The sequence below is a fragment of the Oleiphilus sp. HI0123 genome (genome assembly GCF_001635315.1).
Window position 1 is genome coordinate 1 of record NZ_LWGE01001856.1, and the last position, 525, is coordinate 525.

1 protein-coding gene is annotated in these 525 nt (G+C 36.8%); it reads left to right on the top strand.

Annotation, left to right across the window (positions count from 1 at the left end; genetic code table 11):
- Positions 1-127 precede the first annotated feature (127 nt).
- Positions 128-525 (top strand): aldehyde dehydrogenase family protein (locus tag A3761_RS24905; protein WP_197473255.1); only part of this gene is annotated, 398 nt, incomplete at its 3' end.

Sequence of the window (525 nt, forward strand, 5' to 3'; positions counted from 1 at the left end):
AAGTGTTGACTTTTTAGAGTATATACTCTAAAAATATAAAGTATATTGTAAAAAGTAGATTATTTTCGTTTTTCTTCTATTTTTCGCCTAACACAAACAGATAGACATATTGTCGGAGCTCATCCCCATGGTTGCTGAAGTCATTCAAATAAGTGAAAGCAAAAAACAAATCCAACGCATGAATCAGATTTTTTCCGAGCAAAAAGCTGCTTTCCGTAAAAACCCAATGCCTTCTTATCAGGAAAGAGTCGCAAACCTTAAAAAACTTAGAAGCATGCTTCTTGATAATCAAGACGAGATTATCGAGACAATTTCCAGCGACTTTTCTAACCGCTCTGCTGATGAAACAAAACTTGCTGAGCTAATGACAACCATTCACGGCATCGACTACAACATCAAAAACCTGAAATCGTGGATGAGCAAAGATAAGAAAAAGATCTCTCCTTTATTTCAACCTGCGACAGGTTTTGTGCAATATCAACCGCTGGGGATTATTGGCATTATTTCGCCTTGGAACTATACCGT